Origin of the sequence: Agrobacterium tumefaciens, from assembly GCF_009649785.1 — a bacterium.
Taxonomy (GTDB): Bacteria; Pseudomonadota; Alphaproteobacteria; order Rhizobiales; family Rhizobiaceae; genus Agrobacterium; species Agrobacterium tumefaciens.
The window spans coordinates 175,623-193,310 of sequence record NZ_WJOK01000002.1; the positions used below are offsets into that span (position 1 = coordinate 175,623).

19 protein-coding genes are annotated in these 17,688 nt (G+C 58.1%); 10 read left to right on the plus strand and 9 right to left on the minus strand.

Annotated features, from left to right (window positions below; genetic code table 11):
• Positions 1-35 precede the first annotated feature (35 nt).
• From GH784_RS02770 to GH784_RS02780, 3 genes are all read right to left on the minus strand, one after another.
• Positions 36-908 (minus strand): SDR family oxidoreductase, encoded by an 873-nt coding sequence (locus GH784_RS02770; RefSeq protein ID WP_065703712.1) that lies wholly within the window; start codon positions 906-908, stop codon positions 36-38.
• A 3-nt stretch (positions 909-911) separates the two neighbouring features.
• Complete coding sequence (queG, locus tag GH784_RS02775) at positions 912-2,063, minus strand: tRNA epoxyqueuosine(34) reductase QueG (RefSeq protein ID WP_065703714.1); 1,152 nt, start codon at positions 2,061-2,063, stop codon at positions 912-914.
• A gap of 79 nt (positions 2,064-2,142) precedes the next feature.
• On the minus strand, positions 2,143-2,835 hold the full coding sequence (locus GH784_RS02780; RefSeq protein ID WP_003514689.1) for a glutathione S-transferase family protein: 693 nt from the start codon (positions 2,833-2,835) through the stop codon (positions 2,143-2,145).
• Between the two features lie 157 nt (positions 2,836-2,992).
• On the opposite strand from GH784_RS02780, the gene GH784_RS02785 reads away from it, so the two are divergent.
• Positions 2,993-3,799 carry an undecaprenyl-diphosphate phosphatase gene (locus tag GH784_RS02785; RefSeq protein ID WP_065703716.1) on the plus strand — a complete coding sequence of 269 codons (807 nt, stop codon included), beginning with the start codon at positions 2,993-2,995 and terminating at the stop codon, positions 3,797-3,799.
• A 605-nt stretch (positions 3,800-4,404) separates the two neighbouring features.
• On the opposite strand, the gene GH784_RS02800 is transcribed toward GH784_RS02785, so the two are convergent.
• From GH784_RS02800 to dnaN, 6 genes are all read right to left on the minus strand, one after another.
• The gene (locus tag GH784_RS02800) at positions 4,405-5,385 is read right to left on the minus strand and encodes a complex I NDUFA9 subunit family protein (protein WP_003514695.1); all 981 of its coding nucleotides are present in this window, start codon (positions 5,383-5,385) and stop codon (positions 4,405-4,407) included.
• A gap of 121 nt (positions 5,386-5,506) precedes the next feature.
• Positions 5,507-5,794: a DUF1330 domain-containing protein gene (locus tag GH784_RS02805; RefSeq protein WP_003514697.1), complete on the minus strand. Its 288-nt coding sequence runs from the start codon at positions 5,792-5,794 to the stop codon at positions 5,507-5,509.
• A gap of 20 nt (positions 5,795-5,814) precedes the next feature.
• A complete protein-coding gene (gene pyrF, locus GH784_RS02810; RefSeq protein WP_065659807.1) occupies positions 5,815-6,522 on the minus strand; it encodes an orotidine-5'-phosphate decarboxylase in 708 nt (235 codons plus the stop codon).
• 4 nt (positions 6,523-6,526) lie between these two features.
• Positions 6,527-7,123 carry a histidine phosphatase family protein gene (locus tag GH784_RS02815; RefSeq protein ID WP_065703717.1) on the minus strand — a complete coding sequence of 199 codons (597 nt, stop codon included), beginning with the start codon at positions 7,121-7,123 and terminating at the stop codon, positions 6,527-6,529.
• A 96-nt stretch (positions 7,124-7,219) separates the two neighbouring features.
• Positions 7,220-7,813 carry a phospholipid N-methyltransferase PmtA gene (pmtA, locus tag GH784_RS02820; protein WP_003514702.1) on the minus strand — a complete coding sequence of 198 codons (594 nt, stop codon included), beginning with the start codon at positions 7,811-7,813 and terminating at the stop codon, positions 7,220-7,222.
• A 197-nt stretch (positions 7,814-8,010) separates the two neighbouring features.
• A complete protein-coding gene (dnaN, locus tag GH784_RS02825) occupies positions 8,011-9,129 on the minus strand; it encodes a DNA polymerase III subunit beta (RefSeq protein WP_003514704.1) in 1,119 nt (372 codons plus the stop codon).
• A 267-nt stretch (positions 9,130-9,396) separates the two neighbouring features.
• On the opposite strand from dnaN, the gene rsmI reads away from it, so the two are divergent.
• From rsmI to gshB, 9 genes are all read left to right on the plus strand, one after another.
• Positions 9,397-10,338, plus strand: a complete 942-nt coding sequence (gene rsmI, locus GH784_RS02830; protein ID WP_003514706.1) for a 16S rRNA (cytidine(1402)-2'-O)-methyltransferase — start codon at positions 9,397-9,399, stop codon at positions 10,336-10,338.
• A complete protein-coding gene (locus GH784_RS02835) occupies positions 10,328-10,696 on the plus strand; it encodes a YraN family protein (protein ID WP_111828555.1) in 369 nt (122 codons plus the stop codon). Before rsmI ends, GH784_RS02835 begins: the two co-directional genes overlap by 11 nt.
• Before the next feature lie 11 nt (positions 10,697-10,707).
• The gene (locus GH784_RS02840) at positions 10,708-11,268 is read left to right on the plus strand and encodes a sugar O-acetyltransferase (RefSeq protein WP_065703719.1); all 561 of its coding nucleotides are present in this window, start codon (positions 10,708-10,710) and stop codon (positions 11,266-11,268) included.
• Positions 11,269-11,401: 133 nt separating this feature from the next.
• Complete coding sequence (locus GH784_RS02845) at positions 11,402-12,700, plus strand: extracellular solute-binding protein (RefSeq protein WP_003514712.1); 1,299 nt, start codon at positions 11,402-11,404, stop codon at positions 12,698-12,700.
• Between the two features lie 84 nt (positions 12,701-12,784).
• The gene (locus tag GH784_RS02850; RefSeq protein ID WP_025592231.1) at positions 12,785-13,759 is read left to right on the plus strand and encodes an ABC transporter permease; all 975 of its coding nucleotides are present in this window, start codon (positions 12,785-12,787) and stop codon (positions 13,757-13,759) included.
• A gap of 11 nt (positions 13,760-13,770) precedes the next feature.
• Complete coding sequence (ugpE, locus tag GH784_RS02855; protein ID WP_025592232.1) at positions 13,771-14,613, plus strand: sn-glycerol-3-phosphate ABC transporter permease UgpE; 843 nt, start codon at positions 13,771-13,773, stop codon at positions 14,611-14,613.
• A gap of 11 nt (positions 14,614-14,624) precedes the next feature.
• Positions 14,625-15,725 (plus strand): sn-glycerol-3-phosphate import ATP-binding protein UgpC, encoded by a 1,101-nt coding sequence (locus tag GH784_RS02860; protein ID WP_153793198.1) that lies wholly within the window; start codon positions 14,625-14,627, stop codon positions 15,723-15,725.
• Between the two features lie 110 nt (positions 15,726-15,835).
• Positions 15,836-16,348: a cupin domain-containing protein gene (locus tag GH784_RS02865; RefSeq protein ID WP_065703723.1), complete on the plus strand. Its 513-nt coding sequence runs from the start codon at positions 15,836-15,838 to the stop codon at positions 16,346-16,348.
• 244 nt (positions 16,349-16,592) lie between these two features.
• Positions 16,593-17,552 carry a glutathione synthase gene (gene gshB / locus GH784_RS02870; RefSeq protein WP_003514721.1) on the plus strand — a complete coding sequence of 320 codons (960 nt, stop codon included), beginning with the start codon at positions 16,593-16,595 and terminating at the stop codon, positions 17,550-17,552.
• The last annotated feature ends 136 nt before the right edge of the window (positions 17,553-17,688 follow it).

Consider the following 17,688-nt stretch of genomic DNA (forward strand, 5'->3'; position numbering starts at 1 on the left):
GGAAGGATTTTTCATCGCTTTTAAATGGGGGATTTTTAGCCCCGCCAGAGGCCGCTTTCCCACAATTGTGTCAGGGAGATTTTGTACTCCGGGAAGCTGAAATCGAAACCGAGGCCACGTATCCTGGCGTTGGAAACGCGCTTGTTCTCGCCGTAGAAGGAGCGTGCCATCGGCGTCAGATCCGCGGTCTCGAATGCCTGTTCGGGCGGCGGCTCGAGGCCCATCAACGTGGCGGCGAAGCTCACCACATCCTGCGGCGGGGCGGGTTCATCATCCGTCACATTGAAGACGCCGCGTTCATTTCTCCGCGCCAGAAAGGCGTGGGCCGCACCAATATCCTCAACCCGGATGCGGTTGAACACCTGGTCTTTCTTCACCAGCCTGCGCGCCGTTCCCTTTTTGAAATTCATGAAACTATTGCGTCCGGGGCCGTAAATTCCCGAAAGGCGCAAGATGGCAAGCGGCACCCCCGCTTTTTCAGCAGCCGCAGCCCAGGCGGTTTCGGCAGCAACGCGTTCCACGGACCGGGCGGAAACCGGGCGGCACGGGGTTTCCTCATCCACCCATGCGCCGTCATGGTCGCCATAGACGCCAACGGTGGAAAGATAAGCGATCCATTCAAGCTTGGGCAGAAGCCGATTCACGTCGTCGCCCAAAAGCGCAAGCAGTGGATCTCCATCCTTGCCCGGCGCGATGGACTGCACGAGATGCGTGACATTGGCCATTGTGGCGATGAGATCGTCATTAAGATGGGCACCGTCGAACAGGAAGGGTGTCATGCCAGTTGCAGCAAGGCTTGCGAACTTGTCAGTGCTGCGCGTGGTGCCCGATATCGTTGCAGCTTCGGTTTTCAGCGCGTTTGCGATGGCCTTGCCCGAATATCCTGCGCCGAAAATCATCACATGCATGGGTCATGCCTCTGCCAGTTGCCATTCCATTTCCGCCTCTGGATCAGGCTCCGGGGCGCGGCCGGCAGAGTATGCACTGAATTCCTCGCTGTCCATAAGCTGCGACAAAGCCCATGCGGCCATGCCGCGCACCTCCGGTGCCTGGTCTTTTTCGGCGAGAGACTTGCATTGCTGCACGAATTGCTGGTCGCGCGAGTTTCCAGCCGCTATCAGCACATTGCGGATGAAGCGGTTACGCCCGATGCGCTTGACTGGTGAGCCGCTGAAGAAGCTGCGGAAGGCAGCGTCGTCCAGCGTCAGCAGGAAGGCGATGGAAGGTTCCTTCAAATCCTCGCGCGCCTGCAGCTTCATCTCGGAGGCGCTGGCCGCGAATTTGTTCCAGGGACAGGCAGCAAGGCAATCGTCGCAGCCATAGATGCGGTTGCCTATCATCGGCCGGAACTCGTGCGGGATGACGCCTTTGTGCTCAATGGTGAGGTAGGAGATGCAGCGGCGGGCGTCCAGCTGGTAGGGGGCGGGGAAGGCGGCCGTCGGACAGGCATCGAGACAGGCGCGACAGGAGCCGCAATGGTCCTTCTCGGCCTCATCAAGAAAAAGCTCGGCGGTGGTGAACATGCTGCCGAGAAACAGCCAGGAACCATGGGTGCGGCTGACCAGATTGGTGTGTTTGCCCTGCCAGCCGAGACCCGCGGCTGCGGCAAGCGGTTTTTCCATCACCGGCGCAGTGTCAACGAAGACCTTCACGTCCTCGCCGGCGCGCGCGGCAAAACGGGTGGCGATTTCTTTCAGTCGCCCTTTTATGACGTCGTGATAGTCGCGGTTGCGGGCATAGACCGAAATGGCTGCCTTGTCGGCTTTGGAAAGAACGCCGCGAGGATCTTCCTCAGGCCCGTAATTCAGCCCGAACATGACAATGGAGCGCACGTCACCCCACAGCGTTTTCGGCTCGGCGCGACGGGCTTCGGTCTCCTCCATCCACGCCATCGTGCCATGATAGCCCTTATCGAGAAACTGCCTCAACCGTCCCGGTGCCAGCGGAATGCTGTCCGGCGCGGTGATACGACAGAGATCGAAGCCGAGCGAAAGCGCCTCCTGACGAACGAAGTCCGTCAGTTTGCGAGCGCGTATCCGCTGCTTGTCGCTGGCAACGTCGATGGTCGTTTCTCCTGCGGGTTACTCTGCGACATATATATGCGTAGCTACACGCCGCAGCAAATAACCGGGAGGCCGGAACTTAGAAATCCAGATCGGCGTAGTGGGAGGAGGGGGCAAGGCGCGGAATGCGCTCGCTGAGGAAAGGCCGGAAGGACGGGCGCGATTTCAGCCGCTGATACCACTCCTTGGCAATTGGCGCTTCAAGCCAGTTGATTTCGCCGAGATAATCCAGCACCGAAACAGAAGCAGCCGCGGCCAGATCGGCATAACTCAATCGGTCGCCGGCGAGCCAAGTGCGCGAACCCGCCAGCCATTCCAGATATTTGATGTGCTGACGAACATTGTTACGCGCGGTGCGCAGAAGCTTGGAGTCCGGGGGGCCACCACCCTGCGCCGCCGTCATCTGCAATTTATAAACCCGCTCCCGCACCAGCGGTCGGGTCACATCGTTTTCCATCTTCTGCAGGAACCACTCGGTCAAGCGGCGGATTTCCGCCCGCTGAAACGGGTCTTCCGCCAGCAATCGCCGGTCACGCTTCAAAACCCCGTGCGTTTCGTCGAGAAACTCGGCGAGCACGTAGGGACCGCTGAGAGAGCGCATATTGTCATCGAGATAGACCGGCAGGGTGCCCGCCGGATTCAGCGCCAGAAACTCCCGCCTTCTTTCCCACGGCTGCTCCTCCACGAGATCGGTCTGGAACCCGTATTCCGAAAGGATCAGACGAACGAACCGCGATGCGGTCGACATGGGAGAGTGATAGAGAGTTGGCATCGGTACTCAATTTTTACGATTGGTTGTCATGATCGACAATTGCCGGAAAACTTTTTCAGTTTCGCTTCATCAAGACGCTATAAGAGCTTGGCTACTTTAAAACAAGTTTAACGCAATTGCTTTCCATTCCCGCTTCCCCCTGAAAAAAGGATACCTCATGGGTGACCAATCGATCATCAGCGCGCTTTTGCTGGGCATTATCGAGGGTCTTACGGAGTTCATTCCCGTTTCCTCAACGGCGCATGTGCTGCTGGCCGGGCATTTTCTCGGCTTCAAATCGCCGGGCAACACCTTTGCCGTTCTCATTCAGCTCGGCGCGATCATTGCTATCCTTCTTGTTTATTTTCAGAAGCTTGTGTCGATCGCCATGGCGATGCCAACAAGTGCCAAGGCGCGCCGCTTCGTGCTGGCTGTCGCTGTCGCCTTCCTGCCGGCGGCGGTGATCGGCGCTCTGGCGCATGACTTCATCAAGACGGTGCTGTTCGAAACACCCATCCTCATCTGTATCGTACTGGTTATCGGCGGCGTCATATTGCTGGCCGTCGACCGGATGCCGCTGAAGCCCAGATATACCGACATCATGGATTATCCGCCGTCGCTTGCCTTCAAGATCGGTCTGTTCCAGTGCCTTGCGATGGTTCCGGGCACCTCCCGGTCCGGCGCTACCATTGTTGGCGCGCTGTTGATGGGCACGGACAAGCGCTCCGCCGCCGAATTCTCGTTTTTCCTGGCGATGCCGACCATGCTCGGCGCGTTTGTGCTCGATCTCTACAAGAACCGAGATGCCCTGAGCTTCGATGACAGTGCGCTGATTGTCGTCGGCTTCATCGCCGCTTTCGTCTCCGGCCTGTTCGTCGTGCGCTCGCTGCTGGACTTCGTATCGCGGCGCGGTTTTGCACCCTTTGCCTGGTGGCGCATCGTCATCGGCTCGCTGGGTCTGGCGGCACTTCTGCTCTACCGTTGAGCCGAGCTTTAAAATAGCCGTTCGTTTCCAATGCACGGACAAAACAAAAAGCGCCCCGGAGAATCCGGAGGCGCTTTTTATTTGAGACTTGTGAAAGCTGATCAGTTCGTGCTGATCGAAGCCGTTGCGCAAGGGTCGACACCGTAGGCGGGAGCGCAACCGCTCTTACCCGCTGCAACCGTGCCCGGCGCCATGAAAGAACCCGCCAGAACCACCAAAGCCGCACACGCAAAAAAGAGTGCGATAGATCTGCCCATTTTATTATTGCCTTTCAGACGTTCGTTCGCGCGGATTACGCCGCCGTGTGTGAAGTGAGGGTTCTGGATATGTTAGGAATGTGGCCATTATCAATAAAGCGGCTTGCTGAATACCGGGTTAATGCGAAGTCTTTTCCACAGTTGCGCTTGTGCCACGCTTGGCTGTGAAGGCCACTTGGCCGTTAACTTTTACCCGGCTGTTCAAAACAGCTTCAGTCGATGGTGCACCTCCCCTGCAGTTGAGGGGGAAATGCGCCAATAGCGGTTTGGTTGCGATTGAATTGCGCAAAAACAAAAAGCGGGAATGGTTCCCGCTTTCGTTCAGATCGTTAATGCGCGACGGTAGGTTTATGCTGCTTTTCCGGCGTTCGAGAACTGTCCGTGCGGGCGATAGTGCACCATGTAGGACGGCAGGACGGAAGCAACGCGAACGGGCGTAATGCCGATGCCTTCCAGGGTCAGGCCGTTCTTTTCCGCGTCAGCGGAAACGACATTATCCTTTTTCAGCATGGTCACCTGATCGACAGTCAGCGGCGGCGTAATCAGCGGCACCAGCGAAGCGATCTTGCCGATCATTGAGGCGACGCCGAAAGGCAGGTTGACGAAAGGACGCTGACGGTAGGTTGCGGCAAGAACCGCCTCAAGACAGTCGCGGAACGTCATGACGTCCTGGCCACCCAGTTCATAGATGGCGCCGGGCTTCAGCTTGCCATCCACGCTGCGGGCAACGGCTTCCGCTACATCCTCCACATAGACCGGCTGGAACTTGGTTTTTCCGCCGCCGATCAGCGGCAGGAACGGCAGGCTGCGGGCCATCTTGGCGAATTTATTGAAGAAGTCGTCTTCCGGTCCAAAGATGATCGAAGGGCGCAGGATCACGGCGCCGGGCAGAACGGAATGGATTGCTGCCTCGGCGCGGCCCTTTGTGCGGCCGTAGCCGGTCGACGAATTGGCATCGGCACCGATGGCGGAGATGTGCGTCAGCGTTGCACCGGCGTTGCGGGCTGCCTCGGCAATGGCTTTCGCGCCGAATTCCTGCACGGCGTCAAAGGTGTTGCGGCCGCTTTCGGCCAGAATGCCAACGCAATTGACCACGTGGTCGGCGTCTTCGATGGCTTTGACGATGGAGTCGCGATACCGCAGGTTCGCCTGGGCAAACGAGATCTGGCCGACATTGCCGAGCGGCTGCAGGAAACCAGCAAGATCGGGACGGCGCACGGCAACGCGGATGCGGTAACCGCGCTTGGCGAGCATCCGCACGACATGCCGCCCGACGAAACCCGAACCGCCGAAAACGGTGACGAGGGGTGGAAGGTTGGCCAAGGTCATGGGAGGCTCCTCAGAAGCTGTCGATAAAGCGTTTTTCAGTCTCTTAGCCCAAAGCCGTGCGCGCGTGAAGAGACGTTGTCACAAGGCCCGGGACTAGTTTTGGAAATGCGGTTGACGACCGTCAAATTCCTTCGACGATCATCATCTCCGCGTCGGCGACTTCCTGACGGATTTTGGCCGCCGCCTGGTATTCGGGCGAGTTGTAGCAATCGATCGCGTGCTGCACCGAAGGGAATTCGATGATGACGTTGCGTGCGCGTGCCTTGCCCTCAAGTTCGGTCAACGCACCGCCGCGGGCGAGAAAGTTGGCGCCGAACCGCTCGAAAGCGGGCTTCGCAGTCGACACGTAGTCCTTGTAGCGTTCGTTGTCGCGTACATCCACGCGCGCGATCCAGTAACCCTTTGCCATTTCGTCTCCTCCGATGGTCCTTATTGATTTGCCGGAAAGCTGGCGCGCAGCATGTCGTCAAGAATGGCGCGGGCTGCTGCTTTCGGATCTTCTGCTCTGACGATGGGGCGGCCGACAACCAGATGGCTCGAACCGGCTTTGATGGCGTCAAAAGGCGTCATCACGCGCTTCTGGTCTCCCGCCTCGGCACCGGCCGGGCGAATACCAGGGGTGACGACGGCAAGTTCGGGGCCCAAGATTTCACGCACCGCCGTCGATTCCTCTGCCGAACAGACGATGCCGCCCATGCCCGCCTCGCGCGCCTGTTCCGCACGGCGCAGCACCAGCGAACGGGCATCCGATGCATAGCCGGCTTCCGCAAGATCGGCATCATCCATCGAGGTTAGCACGGTGACACCAAGCAAGCAGAGGCCAGAGCCTTCGGCTGCCTTGACTGCGGCGCGCATGGCTTTCGGGTAGGCATGCAGGGTCAGCATCGACATGCCCATGCGGGCGATGTTTTCGACACCAGAGGCGACGGTGTTGTCGATGTCGAGCAGTTTCATGTCGAGAAAGACTTTCTTGCCGCTCTGGGCAAGGTCGCGGGCGAATTCGAGACCACCGGCAAATACCAGCTGATAGCCGATCTTGTAGAACAGAACCTCATCGCCAATCTTCGATACGATGTCTTCAGCTTGTTGCACAGTCGGAACATCGAGCCCGACGATCAGTTTTTCGCGCGCGGTCATTGTCTTATCCCTGCCATGTTTCCATTGCCGTCCAGTCGCATGTGGGGCGCTGAGCTGCAAGTGAAAATTCGGCGATTGGGAACCGGAAAAGATTGCCGCCGCCGGGTGGCTGGTCCTTGCTACGACTGATGCCGACGCCTTCGATATGGCATTTCAAAAGCGTGCCGACGCCGCCATGGCCGACAAAGGCAATCGGCTGTTGCGGGTCGTGCCGGTCTAGAACGGCCCTGACGGCGTTAACAATTCGCGCCTGCGCATCGATTGCCCGTTCCCAGCCGTGAAAGCTCTCTCGCGGATGGGCAAAAAACCAGTCGGCAGCCTTTTCGAATTCCGGCGGCGTCAGGAAGCCTGTTGCCGACCGGTCGTTCTCATGCATCACCTCGATGATCTCAATATCCGCGCCGGATGTTTCAGCAAGGATTCGGGCGGTTTCGATGGCTTTGGTTTCCGCGCTCGACACGATCCGGCGCAATGCGCGTGCCCATGGCAGGCGGCTTGCCTCACACGCCCGCCGTGCACCCAAGTCCGAAAGTCCCCATTCCGGAACCGGAACCGCCGGATCGATCCGGACCTGGGGATGGGTAATGTAAAGGGCATGCATGGGAACGGTCCTCAATGGCGATGGAAAGGGAAAATCAGGACCCTAACCATCTGTCACGACCGGGAAATGACGGCCTTTGCCCACTCTGCCGTGTGATCAGGCCCGCGTATAGGTCCACAATTGCGCCGGAGGAATGTTGCGCACGATGAAATCGAAATGGCGGATGTGGTAGAGATGCGGCTGCGCAACGATCGGGGAAATCGGACCGTAGGATATCTGTATGACGGGGCGACCGTGCGGCACGCGTTTCAGCAATTCGTCGAGAAGCTTGATGCGGGCGGCCATCGGAAAATTCAGCATCGGTACGGCGGAAATGACGCTGTCGAACATCTGGCCCTGGTGCTCGCCAAGTGTCGCATTCAGATCGAAGGCATCGCCATTGATGAAGTTGACGCCCGGATAACTTCTGAGAAGCTGGTTGTAGAAATCGGTCGAATATTCGATGGCCGTCAGGCGCTCCGGCTTGATGCCGCGTGCCAGAATGGCCTTGGTGATGACACCGGTACCGGGGCCGAGTTCGAGAACTGGCAAGTCCGAATGCGGGTCGATGACACTCGCCATTTTTCTTGCCGTGATGGAGGATGTCGGGACGATGGCTCCGACCTTTTTCGGCTGGCTGACCATGCCTTTGAAAAAGCGGATTTCTTCCTCAAATTTTCTTTCAAAGCGTTGCTTCAGGTTGAGTGCCATAATTCCCCTCGGATGTATTTTGGTCATTGTCAAAAAAATGTTACGCACTGTTGATCTCATTTGGCGCTAAAACAAGGCAAAATGTCGTAATTGGAAAAATTCGTTTAGCGTTAGAAATCTGTCTGCGCCGAATCAAAAAACGCCGGTGGAGCGATCCACCGGCGTTTTTTGATTGATTTGAGGACAAAAAGTCCACTTTAAACGCGCATCGGCATCAGAACATAAAGCGCATCGTCGCCGGCGGTGTCGCGAACGAGCGTTGGCGAGCCCGCATCCGCCAGAAGGAAAATCGCGTCTTCACCGGAAAGCTGCGAGGTGATGTCGAGGAGATATTTGGCATTGAAGCCGATTTCCATCGAATCATTGTCGTAACCGACAGCCACTTCTTCCGTCGCACTGCCGGAATCCGGATTGTTGACGGTCAGCGTCAGCTGGCCGTTGGTCAACGCCAGCTTCACGGCGCGGCCACGCTCGGAAGAGATGGTCGACACGCGATCGACCGCACGGGCGAAGGTCTGGCAATCGACGCGCATTTCCTTGTCGTTGCCGGTGGGGATGACGCGCTGGTAATCCGGGAAGGTGCCGTCGATCAGCTTCGAGGTCAAAACGACCGAGCCGATGGTCAGGCGGATTTTCGCGTCCGATACCTCGACAGTGACATCAAGTTCGGGATTGTCCATCAGCTTCTGCAATTCGCCGACGGTCTTGCGCGGAATGATGATGCCCGGCATGCCTTCGGAGCCGGAAGGCGCATCCACATCGGCGCGCGCAAGGCGGTGACCGTCCGTCGCGACTGCGCGCAGCTTGAGGTCGCCGTTGCTTTCGATGGTGTGGAAGAAGATGCCGTTCAGATAATAGCGTGTCTCTTCGGTCGAAATCGCAAATTGCGTCCGGTCGATCAGCATCTTCAGGTCGGTCGCCTTCAGTTTGAAGGTGTGGCTGAAAGTACCGGCGGTCAGATCCGGGAAATCGGTTTCTGGAAGGCATTGCAGCGAGAATTTCGAACGGCCGGAAGCAACCGTCATTGTGGAGCCATCCGGATTGGTGGCCAGAAGCACTTCGGAACCATCCGGCAGCTTGCGCACGATTTCATAAAGCAGATGCGCCGGCACGGTGGTCGCGCCCGCCTGCTCCACCATGGCCGGCGTCGCTTCGGTGATTTCGAGGTCGAGGTCGGTCGCCTTCATATCCAGATTGGCGCCGGATGCGCGCAGCAGAACGTTGGACAGGATCGGGATCGTGTTACGACGCTCTACGACCCTGTGGACGTGGTTCAGCGATTTAAGAAGGTTCGACCGCTCAAGAGTAATACGCATGGACGCTACCGCTTTCAACCGTTGCGACCCGGCCACCGCCGGATCGGTAAGAAGAGTCTTGACCGGCCGGAACGCCGGATAATGTGGACGGGCAAAATGGCAGAGTTATTGCAGAAAATGCAAGAGCCGAGTGCATCTGCCGCCGGTCATTTTGCTGCTATACAGCATGATCCACAGCCTGTGACCGCCCGTGGACCTTGTTCGCCGGTTTTCTATTGCCCATAAAGGGGTAAAACTGGAGCGACCGGCCGGGAATGATCGGCCAGAATGATTGGAAGCCGTGTGACGGAAGAAATATCGAACAGCGACGCCGGACAGGCGACCAAGAGCTTCAGGATCGGCACGGCCACTATTCCGGCGCGGCCGTTGGAGCCGGCGCTCTATCTCGTGGCCACTCCCATCGGCAATCTCGGCGACATCACCATCCGGGCGCTGGAAACGCTGGCTTCGGCTGACGTCCTTGCCTGCGAGGATACCCGCGTCACCCGCATTTTGCTCGAACGTTACGGTATCCGCACACGTCCGCTCTCCTATCACGAGCATAATGCGCAGGAAGCGGGGCCAAAACTCATAGCCGCTTTGGAGGCCGGAAAATCCGTGGCGCTGGTGTCGGATGCCGGAACGCCACTCGTCTCCGATCCCGGTTATCGCCTTGGTCAGCTCGCGCTTGAGGCCGGTCATCGCGTCGTGCCGGTGCCGGGAGCATCTGCGCCGCTTGCTGCCCTTGTCGGTTCTGGCATGCCGAGTGACGCCTTTCTGTTTGCGGGCTTTCTGCCCGTAAAGGATCGCGGCAAGCGCGACCGTTTTGCCGAACTTGCGAAAATTCCGGCCACCCTCATGTTTTTTGAATCGCCACGCCGCATTGGCACCTCCGTAAAGGTGGCATCGGAAGTCCTTGGCCGCGATCGCCGTGCTGTGGTGTGCCGCGAGCTGACCAAGACTTTCGAGGAGTTCCGGCGTGGCACGCTGGGCGAGCTTGCGGAATATTACGACGAGGACCGTGTGGTGAAGGGCGAGATCGTGCTCCTGATAGAGCCGCCCTCCTATGACGAAATTCCCGATATCGAGGATGTCGAGAGACTCCTGAAGGATCTCGTCACAACCATGCCTGCCGCAAGGGCCGCAGCCGAGGCGGCAAAGCTGACGGGCCTGCCGCGCAAGGAGCTTTATCAACGGCTGCTGGATATGAAGGATGCGGATGGCCGCTGACGGGCAAACGAACAAGAGACGAAAGGCCGAGCGACGCGGCCACACTGCGGAATACTGGGCAGCACTCTATCTGCTGTTTCGGGGATACCGCATCCTCGCCATTCGTTATCGAACCCGACTGGGGGAAATCGATCTCATTGCCCGCAAGAAGGATGTCGTCGCCATCGTCGAGGTCAAGGCGCGGCCTTCCGGTGCCGGGGCTGTCGATGCGGTCGGCTGCCGTTCGCAACAGCGCATTCGGGCGGCTGCCGATATTTGGCTCTCCCGCCGCAAGGATGCCGCGCGGTTTTCGTTGCGTTTCGATATCGTCGCAGTCCTGCCACGACGCCTGCCGCAGCATTTCATCGACGCTTTTTGAGGGGGGAGGCAATGTCCACTGAGCGGGAAAAAATGGCTGCGGGCGAATGGTACTGTTGCATGGATGCCGAACTGGACGTGCTGCGCGTCCGCGCCCGCCGTGCCGTTCACCAGCACAACACCGCGCCGCCGGATGAGCGTGAGGCCATGTCGCCTTTGCTGCGGGCGCTCTTTGCCTCCGTTGCGGAAGGAGCCTTTATCGAAGCACCGTTTCATTGCGCTTACGGCTTCAACATTACGTTGGGTGCGAACGTCTATCTCAATACCGGCTGCGTCATTCTTGATTCTGCGCCCGTGCGGATTGGCGATGGCGCGATGTTGGGGCCGGCCGTGCAGATCTATTGCGCCGAACATCACCTGGACCCGGTTCCGCGTTCGCAAGGCATTGAAATCGCAAAGCCGGTCACGATCGGTCGCGATGTCTGGATCGGCGGCGGCGCGATCCTTCTGGCCGGCATCACCATTGGCGATGGCGCGATCGTCGGGGCCGGTTCGGTGGTGACGCGGGATGTCTTGGCCGGGACGACGGTGGTCGGAAATCCGGCTCGCCCCATAAAGCGCAAGGACGCTTGAGACATCCGTTTCTGGAAGAATGGAGTCCCTATCGCAGGGACTGTAATAAATCTGACATAAAACCGTTAAAGAGGCGTCATGGAACGTCTCTATTCGCATCCTCATCCCAATAAATGGTGGAGAGGATTTAGTAATGTTGAAGAAGATTTCCATGGCCGCAGTGGCGGTCAGCATTTCGGCAACGTCTTCCATGGCTGCGACCAACATCACCTGGTGGCACGGCATGGGCGGCCGTAACGGCGAAGTCATCAACGAAGTTTCGCAGAAGTTCAACGAAGCCCAGAAGGAATGCGCTCTGACGCCGGTTTCCAAGGGCTCATACGAAGAAGCGCTTGCAAGCGGCATCGCTGCTTTCCGTTCGGGCGAACAGCCGAACATTCTTCAGGTTTTCGATGCTGGCGCTGCCACCATCATCAACGCCAAGGGCGCTGTCATTCCTGCAGAAGACCTCATCAACAAGGCCGGTTACAAGTTCGACCGCGAAGCCTTCATCAACGGCGTCCGCTATTTCTACGCTGCCGCTGACGGCAAGTTCGTCGGCATGCCTTTCAACACTTCCGCGCCGATCATGTATGTCAACGACGAAGCCCTGAAGAAGGCCGGCGTCGAAGCTCCGAAGACCTGGGAAGATTTTGAAAAGGTCGCACCGAAGCTGAAGGAAGCCGGTTACATCCCGCTCGTCCAGTCGCAGCTCACCTGGCAGTTCACGGAGAACTTCTTCTCCCGCAACAACATCCAGTTCGCAACCAACAACAATGGTTATGACAGCGTCACCGACACCAAGCTGAAGGTCACCGATCCGAACCTTGTCATGATGTTCGACAAGCTGAAGGACTGGAAAGACAAGGGTCTGTTCGCCTACTACGGCGCCGGCTGGAACGACAACCAGAAGCCCTTCGAAGAAGGCAAGGTTGCCCTCTGGATCGGTTCCTCGGGTTCGTTCGGTGGCCTGCAGAAGACGGCGTCCATGCCGTTCTCGGCAACCTTCCTTCCCTACTGGGGCTCCATCAAGGGCGCTGGCACCAACTCCTTCATCGGCGGCGCTGCCCTCTTTGCAATGTCGGGCAAGTCTGAAGCCGAAAACAAGTGCGTGGCTGACTTCTTCCAGTTCCTGACTTCGCCGGAAATCCAGGTCTTCTACCACAAGGCAACCGGTTACGTCGCTATCACCACGGCTGCTTACGAAAAGGCCAAGGCTGAAGGCTTCTACAAGGAAAAGCCTGCCGCCGAAGTCGGTATCCAGCAGCTGTCGCTGCCTTCAGGCGAATGGTCCAAGGGCTACCGCCTCGGTTTCTACCCGCAGATCCGCTCCATCATGGAACGCGAATACAACCGCATCTTCTCCGGCGAAGTAACGCCGAAGGACGCCTTCGACATCATCGAAAAAGAAGGCAATGATCTTCTCGCCCGTTTCGCTAAAACGGCTGGCTGATCTCCCTTTTTGAAACCAACGATAGTTGTCGAGCCTCCTTTCCGCCGGAAAGGAGGCTCGCTCTTGGATTAAGGAGGCGCAAGCGTGGCCTATACATCGTCTCAACCGCGTCTGGCCCGGTTTCTATCCGGCCGGTCTGCAAAAACCGGAAAAACGGCGAAGGCCGCAGAAGCCAGCATGAAGCGCGTGCAGTTCTCCTCGTCCTACGTGCCCTATCTGTTTCTGGCGCCGCAACTGGCGGTGATTTTCATCTTCTTCTACTGGCCCTCCGTTCAGGCCGTGCAATCGTCGTTCTTTATCGAAGACCCTTTCGGGTTCGGTGCAACGTTCGTGGGATTCGCCAATTATTCCGATGCCATCTTCAATCCGGAATATCTAAACATCGCCAAATTCACGGTTGTCTTCACCGTGCTGGTCACTTTCTTTTCGCTGGCGCTCGGTCTTTTGCTTGCGGTCAAGGCCGATGCGGTCGTTCGCGGCAGTTCCGCCTACAAGACGTTGCTGATCTCCGTTTACGCCATCGCGCCGCCGGTTGCGGGTCTCATCGGCATGATGTTTTTCGACCAGCATATCGGGCCTTTCGTCAAGATGGCTGCGTTTTTGGGCTGGGATATGAAGGTTGGCCTCAACTACTTCGATACAGCCTTCGCCATGATTGCCGTCGCGGTCTGGAAGCAGATCCCTTATAATTTCATCTTCTTCCTGTCCGGATTGCAGGGCGTATCCGTCGCCGTGCGCGAGGCTGCCGCCATCGATTGCCGATCGAGCGTGCGCCGGTTCTGGACGGTCATCATGCCGCTTCTGGCACCGACTGCCTTCTTCCTGCTGATCATCAACATCACCTATTCACTGTTCGATACGTTCGGCATTATCGACGTGATGGTGAAGGACAAGGCCGCCAACAATCCGATTACGCTAGTCTACAAGGTCTTTCTCGACGGTTTCCGCGGCAATGACATCGGCGGTTCCTCTGCTCAGTCCGTCATCCTGATGCTGGTCGTCTTCGTTCTGACCATCATCCAGTTCCGCTTCATCGAAAAACGCATCCATTACAATTGAGGGAAAAGACAATGTACAAGACAAAACCCCTCGACCATCTGGTGCTGATCATCGGCGCACTCTTCCTGATATTGCCTGTCGTCGTGGCATTCATGACGTCCACCCATACGGCAGCGGAAATCCACCGCAGCGGCCTGACACTCATTCCGGGCGACAATTTCGTCGGAACCTATGAAAAGGTCCTGACGCAGAAGGGCGGCTTCACCGGGCAGATCACCGGTCTCAACATGGTGCTCAACTCGCTGATCCTCGGCATCGGTTTTGCCGTCGGCAAGATCGTCCTGTCGATGATGGCAGCCTATGCGATCGTCTATTTCCGGTTCCGGTTTGCAACGCTTGCCTTCTGGATCATCTTCACCACCCTGCTTCTGCCGCTCGAAGTACGCATCATGCCGTCCTATGAGGTGATGAGCAAACTCGGCCTCTTGAACTCCTACACCGGTCTGATCGTGCCGCTTCTGGCGTCTGCGACGGGCACCTTCTATTTCCGGCAGTTCTTCAAATCCATTCCTGAAGAATTGCTGGAAGCCGCTCGCATAGACGGTGCGGGCCCGGTCAAGTTCTTCATTGATGTGATCATCCCGCTTTCCCGTACCATGATGGCGGCGATCTTCATCATCATGTTCGTTTACGGCTGGAACCAGTACCTCTGGCCCATGCTGATGACCACGGACGAGAGTTTCTTCACCCTGATGCGCGGCATCAAGTCGATCCTGCAAGTCTGGGTCGGTTCGCAAATCCCCGATTACAACGAAGCTTTCGCGCTTGCCGTTCTGGCCATGCTGCCGCCTGTGATGATCGTCGTGATCTTCCAGCGCTGGTTCATCAAGGGCCTGACGGAAAGCGACAAATAAGGAAACCGAAAATGGCCGCGATAGAAATCAGTCAGGTCTGCAAGGATTATCACGGCGGCGTGCGTGCCGTGCATCACGTCGATATCGACATCAGGGACGGCGAGTTCATTGTTCTCGTCGGTCCTTCCGGCTGCGGCAAGTCCACGCTCCTGCGTATGGTGGCCGGACTTGAGGATATTTCCGAAGGCACGGTGAAGATCGGAGACCGGGTGGTCAACCAGGTAGATCCTGCTGACCGGGATATCGCTATGGTGTTCCAGAACTATGCGCTCTATCCGCATATGTCGGTGCGCCAGAACCTGGAATACGGGTTGAAGAACCGCAAGACGCCGAAGGCGGAGATCGATGCGCGCGTGGCCGAGGCCGCCCGCATGCTCCAGCTCGAACCCTATCTGGAGCGCAAGCCGCGCGCCCTTTCCGGCGGCCAGCGTCAGCGAGTCGCCATGGGCCGCGCCATCGTGCGCAAACCGGCGGCCTTCCTGTTTGATGAGCCCCTGTCCAACCTTGATGCCAAACTGCGCGTTTCCATGCGCGGGGAGATCAAGCGCCTGCAAAAGCGCCTCGGCACCACTTCGATCTACGTCACGCACGATCAGCTGGAAGCCATGACGCTGGCAGATCGTCTGGTGGTGCTGAACGGCGGCCGCATCGAACAGATCGGCGCACCGCTTGAGGTCTATCACACCCCCGCTTCCACCTTTGTCGCAAGCTTCATCGGTTCTCCCGCCATGAACCTGCTGAGCGGCGAGTTGCATGGGGATAGCCTTGCGGTCGGGCCGTCGCTGACCGCGCTCAACGGTTTCGCCCCCACCTCCGGCCCGGTTACTGTGGGCATGCGGGCGGAAGATTTCCGCCTGGCGGCGGCAAGTGAGCCCGGTTTTTCGCTACGCGTCGAGTATATCGAGGAACTCGGCTCGCAGCGTCTTATCCACGGCATGATCGGCGACCAGAACCTGACTGTGGCGTTTTCGCCGGAGGTCGAGATTCCGGCTACCTTGTCGGTCGCCATATCTCCGGACAAGCTGCACTTCTTCTCCAGCGAGACCGGCAAGCGCATAGCGGGCAAGGCGGAACAGGCTGTGGCGCAGCCCGTGCAGTTGGCAACGGCCTGAGTGGACGATAAGAAATCGGCGCGATGACTAAAATTGCGCCGATTGTCAAAACCGCTTCGTTACGATCCCGATGATAGAAGATCTCCAATATTTCACGGGGGTTTTCTAATATGCCTTTAAAGATGATGTTCGCGGCGGCTGCCACCATGGCGATCCGCACGGTGCCGATATTTCCCGCCTCTTTGCGCCGGGCAAAAGACGAGGGCGTGGTTAGCGCGTCCTGCACCGATTTGCGGCTGCAGCCGGCCCCCATCAACCCCGACTGGATCATTTCCGGCGATCCTCAGGCGCGTGCGGCGGATCATTCCAGAAGCGGAGACCGCGCCTCCAGCACAGCCATGTGGGATTGTACGGCGGGCGAGTTCCGCTGGTTCTTCGGTTGGGACGAGACGGTCTATATCCTTGAGGGTGAGGTGCATGTGACGGCGGAAGACGGCACAGTCAGTATCCTGCGGGTGGGTGACGTCGCTTATTTCCGCGCGGGAACATGGGCCACCTGGCGGGTGGATGAGTATGTCCGCAAGGTTGCCTTCATGCGCCGCCCTTTCCCCACGGCGCTGGCTCTGGCCTACCGGGTCAAGAACAAGCTGTTTGCCGGTCGTTCCTACAAGCTGGCGGCCTGAACTGGTAAAACACTCCGTCAGGTGGGGCTCTGCGCAGCGCCACCTGCGGAATTGTGAAGGTTCAATAAAACTCACAAAAAGCACCCCTCGCAGCAGTTGCGTTTGAATGGTCGCTGCCCTACATCTTCAGGGTTTTCTGAAGCATTTCCGGGTCTCTTCCGGTCCTGCGGGGAATCGCGAACAGACGAGGCAATGGGCACGGCGGAACCGCGAAGCGTCCGCATGCTGCAAGAGGAAGATGCGCATGGCGAAGATCAAGAACGTCGCGATCCAGATGGATCATGTCTCCGGCATAAATATCGCCGGCGACTCCACCTTCGCCATGAGCCTTGAGGCGCAGGCACGTGGATACCGGCTGTTTCACTATACGCCCGAACGCCTCTCCATGCGCGATGGCAAGATCTACGCGACCGTCGAACAGATGGAACTGCGCGATATCAAGGGCGACCATTTTTCGCTCTCGGAGCCGGAGCGGGTCGATCTCTCGACCATGGATGTCATTCATCTGCGCCAAGATCCGCCATTCGACATGGCCTACATCACCTCGACCCATTTGCTCGAGCGCATTCATCCCAAAACGCTTGTTGTCAACGATCCCGCCTGGGTCCGCAACTCGCCGGAAAAGATTTTCGTCACCGAATTCGCCGATCTGATGCCGAAGACGCTGATCACCAAGGATGTCTCTGAAATCGCCCGCTTCCGCAATGAAATGGGCGATATCATCCTCAAGCCGCTTTATGGCAATGGTGGTGCAGGCGTCTTCCATTCCGCGCGGGACGACCGCAATTTCTCATCGCTGCTGGAAATGTTCGGCCAGATGTTCCGCGAACCCTATATCGCCCAGGAATACTTGCCGGATGTTCGCAAGGGCGACAAGCGTATCCTTCTGGTGGATGGCGAGCCCGTGGGCGCGATCAATCGCGTGCCAGCGGAAAATGATGCTCGCTCCAACATGCATGCCGGCGGCCGCCCGGAGCCAACGGAACTCACCGCGCGTGAGAAGGAAATCTGCCGCCGCATCGGCCCCGCCCTGCGCGAGCGCGGTTTCCTGTTCGTTGGCATCGATGTGATCGGCGATTACCTCACGGAAATCAACGTCACCTCACCGACAGGCATTCGTGAAGTGCAGAAATTCGGCGGTGCCGATGTGGCAAGCCTGTTGTGGGATGCGATCGAGAAAAAGCGCGAAGCACAGGATTTCTGAGGCAATTTCCTCGCCACCTGCGTTTGTTCCGCGTGCACAACTCTATACAACTGAAATACACCGTGCGCGCGAAATTGTTCGCTTAATGTTCTTGTTTTATTCTTTGCTCTGTGGCAGGTTACTTGAGAGTGGCCGC

Bases quoted from the DNA above. Each gene is read 5' to 3' on its own strand.
- GH784_RS02770 (WP_065703712.1), bottom strand. From the start codon at position 908: ATGCATGTGATGATTTTCGGCGCAGGATATTCGGGCAAGGCCATCGCA.
- GH784_RS02780 (WP_003514689.1), bottom strand. From the start codon at position 2,835: ATGCCAACTCTCTATCACTCTCCCATGTCGACCGCATCGCGGTTCGTT.
- GH784_RS02785 (WP_065703716.1), top strand. From the start codon at position 2,993: ATGGGTGACCAATCGATCATCAGCGCGCTTTTGCTGGGCATTATCGAG.
- GH784_RS02800 (WP_003514695.1), bottom strand. From the start codon at position 5,385: ATGACCTTGGCCAACCTTCCACCCCTCGTCACCGTTTTCGGCGGTTCG.
- GH784_RS02805 (WP_003514697.1), bottom strand. From the start codon at position 5,794: ATGGCAAAGGGTTACTGGATCGCGCGCGTGGATGTACGCGACAACGAA.
- pyrF (WP_065659807.1), bottom strand. From the start codon at position 6,522: ATGACCGCGCGCGAAAAACTGATCGTCGGGCTCGATGTTCCGACTGTG.
- GH784_RS02815 (WP_065703717.1), bottom strand. From the start codon at position 7,123: ATGCATGCCCTTTACATTACCCATCCCCAGGTCCGGATCGATCCGGCG.
- pmtA (WP_003514702.1), bottom strand. From the start codon at position 7,813: ATGGCACTCAACCTGAAGCAACGCTTTGAAAGAAAATTTGAGGAAGAA.
- dnaN (WP_003514704.1), bottom strand. From the start codon at position 9,129: ATGCGTATTACTCTTGAGCGGTCGAACCTTCTTAAATCGCTGAACCAC.
- rsmI (WP_003514706.1), top strand. From the start codon at position 9,397: ATGATTGGAAGCCGTGTGACGGAAGAAATATCGAACAGCGACGCCGGA.
- GH784_RS02835 (WP_111828555.1), top strand. From the start codon at position 10,328: ATGGCCGCTGACGGGCAAACGAACAAGAGACGAAAGGCCGAGCGACGC.
- GH784_RS02840 (WP_065703719.1), top strand. From the start codon at position 10,708: ATGTCCACTGAGCGGGAAAAAATGGCTGCGGGCGAATGGTACTGTTGC.
- GH784_RS02845 (WP_003514712.1), top strand. From the start codon at position 11,402: ATGTTGAAGAAGATTTCCATGGCCGCAGTGGCGGTCAGCATTTCGGCA.
- ugpE (WP_025592232.1), top strand. From the start codon at position 13,771: ATGTACAAGACAAAACCCCTCGACCATCTGGTGCTGATCATCGGCGCA.
- GH784_RS02860 (WP_153793198.1), top strand. From the start codon at position 14,625: ATGGCCGCGATAGAAATCAGTCAGGTCTGCAAGGATTATCACGGCGGC.
- GH784_RS02865 (WP_065703723.1), top strand. From the start codon at position 15,836: ATGCCTTTAAAGATGATGTTCGCGGCGGCTGCCACCATGGCGATCCGC.
- gshB (WP_003514721.1), top strand. From the start codon at position 16,593: ATGGCGAAGATCAAGAACGTCGCGATCCAGATGGATCATGTCTCCGGC.